We start from the raw sequence: 7,240 nt of genomic DNA, 5'->3' as shown, positions 1-7,240 counted from the left end.
TCGCGCCAGGCTTGCCTTCGCACCCGCTGTTTAGACGTGCCCCGAATGCGAAAGTTTGACACCTTCCGCATTCGCCTCTTAAAATCGTAATCGGCTGGCTAGAAAGCCTTTTCTGCCCTCGCCAAACGAGGCCGCGTGTATACCTGCGGTCTTTTCCCCACAGCGTGGCGGCGTAGCTCAGGTGGTTAGAGCGACGGTCTCATAATCCGTAGGTCGTAGGTTCGAGTCCTACCGCCGCCACCAAAATCTCAGTTTTCAGTTCAAGTTATTCGACAAGAGTCTAGACGCGCTGCGCGCGACTGGTTTTGCTCCCACCCTATTGCGCCAAAAGAGGAGCGCCAGGATTGGCACCCGGCCTTGAGCTGGAATAGACGATGAGGCTTACTATGTCGATACCGACGTTGTCCTCTCCCTGAGGTGCAACACGAACCACCCCCACGAAGAATTTGTTTGCTGCTAACACACATTAATCTTGCGTTAACTAACATTTCTTTATTGATGCTCCTTTGAGCTCGCGATATGCTCCAGGCAATAGGGCCCCTTTTTTGCCAAGGAGGCAGCATTGAAAATAAATCTTTTCTACGTGATTGCTGTTGTGCTCTGTGTTCTTCCCGCGAACGCACAAGAACCGACCGGTCGAGGCCAGTGCGCAAACATGGAGTTTTTCGTTTTTCGTGCTTTCGCTACATAGGTTTTCCCTGCCAAGGTGTGTACCCACAGACATATACTTGGAACGCTTCGGGCACTATGGGCGATGCTCTGGAAGAGCGCGTCGCGTTATACGTACTGGGCTCCAATTGGCAGCAGCTGCGAAGTAGCAAAGTATAGGGATCCGGACACACGGGCCAAGTTTGTCGAGCTTGCTAAATCTGAGAACATATTGATTCCTGACTGCGAAGGCGTTTTCCTTCCCGCAACAGCTCTTCTTTCACAACCGCAAGGTACCGATACACTCCTCTTGCCAAGCCTTGATACACCCCTGTTGCAAAGCTTTAAAGAGAATCGGGGGGCCGACAGGCTATAGGTATGAATGCAGCTACTTTGGTAACAATTCTGGTGTTGACCTTGGCTGGTCTGGCGCAGGAAAGCCGGGCGGCGGCCCCGATTGACGATCGGGCGAACGACGCTCCCACTGTGCCGACAATCCCGGTGAAGTTCACGTCAGAGCTTAAGATTCCGTCTCTGATGGGCGTGATGGGAATTGAGCAGCCGGTACGTTGTGGTACTGACGGACGCGTGTTCCTGCGAACCGCTAGCAGCATCGGCATGAACAATGATGTTGTAATGATCATGCCATCGGGCTCCACAACAAACTTTCGTACGATGAGCATTATGGATGTGCCCAATGCGTATATCTCACGGTATTTTCCAACCGACAACGACCTATACGCACTTGTGAGGGGGTTTTCTTACGGCACGAAAACGGTTCGCACCAAGGGCCAAATGCCCGATGGCAGAACGGTGGAAACATCGGGACAAGCCGTCTCCCTACAGAATTACATCGTGCGGTTCGGGTTGGACGGCTCCTATCGCGGAGCGGTCAGACTGGAGATTCCCTTCCAACCTTCTCAATTCGGAGTATTCACTTCCGGCGACTTCATTGTTTCCGGGCGCGACAATGATAGTGGCGAGCCAAAAACGGCACTAGTGAGGGCTAGCGGCCAATTCGATCGGTACATAGAATTGCGCGGCGACATAACTGGAAAGTCGGAAAGCGTGAGGGAACAGGCACGTTCCGATAACAAAGGATTTGTTCGCGGCGCGCTGCAATGGATGGTGGACACCACCGAGTTGATTCCGGACGGTGACAAACTGCTCCTCGTCCGAAAGCTAAACCAGGTGACCGTGTTCGAAATCATCCCATCGGGCACTGTAAGGCGGGTCTTGGTAAAAGCGGGACCCGCTGACGCGACTCTGCAGTCCCTGAAACCCGCGGCTGGGCGCTGGCTGGTTCAGTTCACAAAGTCCAGTCGAGACGGGTTGGGCGTAACTGTTCTGAGCTATTATGTGGACCCGGAAACTGGGCGGTTTCTAGAAAAACTCGTCTACAGCACTCCCGTTGGACTTGGGGTCGCTTGCTTTCATGATGGTGAGTTTCTGGCTGTGCGGCAGAACGAAGAGGGCGAAATGATACTGCTAAAGGGCACGCCCGACACGCGGGGTTCAGGGACAGACCAGCCTGAAGCCGAGTAGCACACCGGGGTTGGACATAAGCGCAGCCATCGTCTCACCCGACGGCTGCGCTCTTTGTTGGAAGTTACTGGGGAGGATTGTTCGTTCCCGTGGGCATGCTGCCGGCGGGCACGTTTTTCTGAATGTTGGCCGGACATGCCTCAGAGATCATGTCCACGCGGTCGACCATCATCGTTTTTTCCGCGGCAGCCTTACTGCCGACGCACTTCGCCTTCCGCTGCCCGCGATGGTTGATGTAGACGTACCACTTGTCTCCAACTTTGCGCATGGTGACGCCCATCAGTCGTTCTCCTGCAGGTCGGCCATCACGTCGTCCACAATCTTGCCCAGGTTCACCGGACCCTCGACTGGATGCGCTTCCATCCACCGCTCGAAGTGCTGCGGCGGACGTACACCTTGCCGTCGATTCGGAATGCCGGTAACGGGTTTTCCTCGCGGTAGAGCCACTCCGTGAGGGTTCGGCGCGAGACGCTGATGTATTCAGTCAGCGCTTTGAGGTCGAGCCACTCAAGCGGGATGATGCCGCGACGCAGCGGTCCATTGTTGATCGACACGGGTGTATTGGGAAAGTAGGCCGCTGTCCTGGCAGAAATGCTGGCGGCGGGCTTCTTCGCGCCTTGCGCGTTCTGCCAAAGTAGAACGCAACGATTGCCGCGATCACAGCAAGTCCAAGCGGTTGCCGGTGAACCCAACCACTGTGGGGTTCACTCTGCTCGTCGCGATTTTGCTGGCATCGGCTTATTGGGGCTTGCGTCTTGCCGTTCTCCTGTCGGTCGTTGTGACTGCGGCCTTTAACTTCTTCTTCTTTCCGTAGAACAGGGCAATCCAATTCTGGGGATCTGCGATTGTGAAGGTCCCAAATGTGTAGCGTTGAACCGAACCTGCGCCAATTCGTTTCACGCAAGAATTGTATCCCTGTGCTCGCCTGCTAGATAGAATTGAGTCGCCATGACGAAGACGCCGGAACAGTGGCTCGAAGAGATCGCCCCCGTTAAGGAGAAGGGTGTTTTCAAGCTGTTCCTTGGTTATGCGCCAGGAGTGGGCAAGACTTACGCGATGCTTAGCGAGGCACTACGTCGTGCAAGCCGCGGCGAGGACGTCGTTGCGGGCGTAATCGAGACTCACGGTCGGAAAGCCGTCGCGGAATTAGCTTCAAAGCTTCCTCCGGTTCAACGACGCAAACTGGAATACAAGGGTACGATCTTTGAAGAAATGGACGTCGATGCCATTCTGAATCGTACGCCGCAGGTGGCTCTCGTCGATGAGCTCGCGCATACCAACATCGACGGTAGCAAGCATCGCAAGCGCTACGACGATGTTATCGAACTCCTCGGCGCCAAGATCGATGTGCTGTCCACTATGAATGTTCAGCACATCGAAAGCCTCGGCCCTACAATCGCTCAGATCACCGGCATTCAGGTTCGTGAAACAGTGCCGGACTGGGTCATGCAGCGAGTTGATGAGATTGTGCTCGCAGACGTCACCCCGCAGGCGTTGCAACGCCGGATGGAGCGCGGCGACATATATCCGACGGATCGCGCCGAACGAGCACTGGGTCACTTCTTCAGACCCGGAAACCTGATCGCGCTGCGAGAGCTGGCCCTTCGGCAGGTGACGCAGGTCGTCGACCGGAGCCTTGATGCCTACCTTGCCAAAGAAGGCATTGAGCAGGCTCCTCCTGTGCGTGAACGGATTGCCGTATGTATCAGCTCGAATCCCGCAGCACAGTACTTGATCGCCAGAGGTTCACGAATGGCGCAGGCAATTGGCGGCGACTTCTTTGTTCTCTACGTTGATATTGGGCGGGACACGCGATCGCAAGACCAGAAGACGTTAGCGGATAACATTCGCTTCGCGGAGAACCTGGGCGCCCGTGTTGTGAAAACGACCGGCAAAAGTATCGCCGAGGAAGTGGCAAAGTTCGTCCGCGAGGAACACATTACGCAGGTGATCTTTGGTCGCTCAGCCCGCACCGGCCTCCAGAAGTACTTATACCTATCTGCAATTCACAAATTCCTTCGAGACGCTCCCGCCGTCGACGTCCATATCGTCACGCAGGAGGTGCGATGACGAACTCGCGCATTCTCGTTGTGGACGATGAACCGCAGATTACCCGCGTTCTTCGGGCTACCTTGTCCGCCCAGCGGTACGACATAAGAGTGGCGAACGATGGCGACACCGCACTCGAGATCATGAAAGACTGGACGCCTGACTTGGTCATCACAGATGTCTCGATGCCGAACATGGACGGTCTTGCGTTGTGCCGCGAGTTGAGAACGCGCTCGCAGGTTCCCATCATTGTGCTTTCGGTCAAAGAAGACGAACGCACTAAGATCAAAGCCTTGGACCTTGGAGCTGACGATTATGTAACGAAACCGTTCAATTTGAACGAACTCGTCGCTCGTGTCCGGGCGCACTTGCGCCGAGCGCCCGCGGCTGGGGAAGAGACACACATTCAGGCAGGCGACTTCGACATTGACCTCGCAGGGCACGTCGTCAATGTAAGGGGCGACGAAGTCCGCCTGACGCCAAAGGAATTTGACCTACTCGTTTACCTCGCGCGTCATGCCGGCAAAGTTGTTCCGCATCGAACCTTGTTAGCTGCTGTCTGGGGCTCTGATCACGCAGAACAATCGGAGTACCTCCGCGTCTTTGTTGGCCAACTGAGAAAGAAGATCGAATCCGCGAGCGTACCCAAGCGCTACATCGTGACTGAGCGATGGATCGGATATCGGTTCCTCCCCGAAGGCGAACGCCCCTCCTCGCGCTAGTTGTTCTTTACGTCGCCCTTACTTTCGCTTTAGCGCACCTTTGCGAGCCAGGCAGTCAAATCATTCGTGGGCCGAGCGCCCATGAAGGATTTGCATGGCGCACATCGCATCACGCACCAGCCAACGGAGCAGGAGTCTCGTTGCGCGAGCGTGGAATGAGATATGACGATCTGTTTCACGCTCTTCATGGTTGCGGGCGTTGCTCTCCTCATGTGGTTCTTTATCGCGCTTGTACGAGATGAAATCAGGACTGTGATCGTCGTGCATTTTGATCCGATTTTGATACAGAACAAGATGGACACCGACCAGAGCGAAACGAGTCAGTTCTCAGAAAGGCAGCATGATGCAGGACCTCTCTTTTGTTCTTGTGAGCGCTGTCTCCTTCGTAGCCCTAGCCGCCTATGTACGAGCGTGTGACAGGCTGAGGTGAACTCCCATGCCAGTTGGAGATTCCGTCATTCTCTTCGTTTGTTGCTTGTTGTTCCTGTACCTGACGTATGCACTTCTGCGTCCGGAGCGATTCTGAAATGGCAGCGCAAGGGTGGTTGCAGATCGGACTGTTCTTCGCGTGCGTGATCGCAGTGACAAAGCCGCTTGGCGCTTACATGGCACTTCTTTTCGAGCGCCAGTCGACCTTCCTCGACCCGGTCGTAAGGCCCATTGAACGGCTGCTCTATCGGCTGGCGAGAGTTGATGAAGAGCACGAGATGCGTTGGATGGAGTACTCCGGCGCGATGTTGGCTTTCAGCATCGTTTCGATGTTGGTGCTTTACCTGCTTCAACGTGCACAGGCCATGCTGCCGTTTAACCCGCAGGGACTCGGCGCCGTCAGTTCCGATCTTGCATTCAACACTTCCGCATCGTTTACAACCAACACGAACTGGCAGGCGTACGGTGGCGAGTCCACCATGTCGTACCTGACGCAGATGGCAGGCATGGCGTACCAGAACTTTACATCCGCCGCCGTCGGACTCGCGATAGCCATCGCACTCATCCGCGGGATCGCTCGCAAGCAGCGCGATTCGATCGGAAACTTCTGGGTTGATGTGACCCGAGCAGTGCTCTGGGTGTTGCTGCCAATCTGTGTTGTTTATTGTGTATTCCTTGTGTCGCAGGGAGTTGTTCAGAACCTCAGTCCGTACACAACGGTCCAACTCGTCCAGTCACAGCAGAGAGCTGATGGCTCGATACGAACCTCCCAGGTCATTGCGCAAGGCCCTGTGGCCTCGCAAGAGGCAATCAAGATGCTGGGCACGAATGGTGGCGGCTTTTTTAACGCGAATAGCTCGCACCCGTTTGAAAACCCAACACCGCTGTCCAACTTCGTCGAGATCTTCTCGATCTTCGCGATTCCCACAGGTCTGACTTACACGCTGGGACGAATGACCAAAAGCCAACGCCACGGCTGGGCTGTGTTCGCAGCCATGGCGGTGCTCTTTTTCGCTGGCGTAGCCACCGCCTACTGGGCTGAATCTCAGCCTAACCCGCTTTTCCAGGGTGTAGACCAGCAGAACACGCCGCTTCAGCCTGGCGGGAATATGGAAGGCAAGGAGGTCCGCTTCGGGATCGCCAACTCCGCTCTGTTCGCCACCGTTACCACGGATGCGAGCTGTGGCGCCGTCAACTCCATGCACGACTCGTTGATGCCACTTGGCGGACTCGGCGCGCTGACCAACATTCTACTGGGCGAAGTAGTGTTCGGCGGTGTTGGAGCAGGCCTCTACGGGATTCTCATCTTCGTCATCCTGACCGTATTCATCGCGGGACTTATGGTCGGGCGTACCCCTGAGTATCTCGGCAAGAAGATCGAAGCCTACGACGTCAAGATGGCAATGCTTGCGGTGCTGATACTCCCGGTTTCAATCCTCGTCTTCACCGCGATTTCGTCGGTGTCCGGGTTCGGACTATCGAGCCTCAACAACTCAGGGCCACACGGGCTGTCGGAGATCCTGTACGCCTTTACTTCTGCGACGGGTAACAACGGCTCGGCGTTCGCAGGCCTGAATGCAAACACACGGTGGTACAACACCGCCACGGGGATTGCGATGCTGATCGGCCGGTTCATGGTCATTATTCCCGTGCTCGCAATCGCGGGAAATTTGGCACGCAAGAACATCACTCCACCATCGGCGGGAACGTTCCCTGTGACCTCGCCCACGTTTGCCGTGCTGCTCACTGCGGTGATTGTGATTGTCGGTGCGTTGACGTTCTTCCCGGTGCTGAGCCTGGGGCCAATTCTCGAAGACCTGCTGATGCACGCAGGGAAGGCTTTCTGA

Annotated in this window: 6 protein-coding genes and 1 tRNA gene; 5 read left to right on the top strand and 2 right to left on the bottom strand. The window is 55.7% G+C overall.

Annotation, left to right across the window (positions count from 1 at the left end):
• Positions 1 to 166 precede the first annotated feature (166 nt).
• Positions 167 to 243 (top strand) — tRNA-Met (locus VN622_07090).
• A 783-nt stretch (positions 244 to 1,026) separates the two neighbouring features.
• Positions 1,027 to 2,193 (top strand): hypothetical protein, encoded by a 1,167-nt coding sequence (locus VN622_07085; GenBank protein ID HWR35618.1) that lies wholly within the window; start codon positions 1,027 to 1,029, stop codon positions 2,191 to 2,193.
• A 64-nt stretch (positions 2,194 to 2,257) separates the two neighbouring features.
• On the opposite strand, the gene VN622_07080 is transcribed toward VN622_07085, so the two are convergent.
• Both VN622_07080 and VN622_07075 read right to left on the bottom strand, forming a co-directional pair.
• Complete coding sequence (locus VN622_07080; GenBank protein HWR35617.1) at positions 2,258 to 2,473, bottom strand: hypothetical protein; 216 nt, start codon at positions 2,471 to 2,473, stop codon at positions 2,258 to 2,260.
• Positions 2,474 to 2,525: 52 nt separating this feature from the next.
• Entirely contained in the window at positions 2,526 to 2,747 is a 222-nt protein-coding gene (locus VN622_07075) for a hypothetical protein (GenBank protein ID HWR35616.1), read from the bottom strand.
• Between the two features lie 394 nt (positions 2,748 to 3,141).
• Here VN622_07075 and VN622_07070 point away from each other — a divergent pair, with 394 nt between their 5' ends.
• The 3 genes from VN622_07070 (at position 3,142) to kdpA (ending at position 7,240) form a co-directional block, all read left to right on the top strand.
• The gene (locus tag VN622_07070; protein ID HWR35615.1) at positions 3,142 to 4,263 is read left to right on the top strand and encodes a universal stress protein; all 1,122 of its coding nucleotides are present in this window, start codon (positions 3,142 to 3,144) and stop codon (positions 4,261 to 4,263) included.
• Positions 4,260 to 4,964 (top strand): response regulator transcription factor, encoded by a 705-nt coding sequence (locus VN622_07065; GenBank protein ID HWR35614.1) that lies wholly within the window; start codon positions 4,260 to 4,262, stop codon positions 4,962 to 4,964. Before VN622_07070 ends, VN622_07065 begins: the two co-directional genes overlap by 4 nt.
• Positions 4,965 to 5,491: 527 nt before the next feature.
• Positions 5,492 to 7,240 carry a potassium-transporting ATPase subunit KdpA gene (gene kdpA / locus VN622_07060; GenBank protein ID HWR35613.1) on the top strand — a complete coding sequence of 583 codons (1,749 nt, stop codon included), beginning with the start codon at positions 5,492 to 5,494 and terminating at the stop codon, positions 7,238 to 7,240.

This window comes from Clostridia bacterium, assembly GCA_035561135.1.
In the GTDB taxonomy this organism is placed as follows: domain Bacteria; phylum Acidobacteriota; class Terriglobia; order Terriglobales; family Acidobacteriaceae; genus DATMYA01.
The sequence above is the reverse complement of the archived record's forward strand: the minus strand, read 5'-3'. Positions and strand labels throughout refer to the sequence as shown.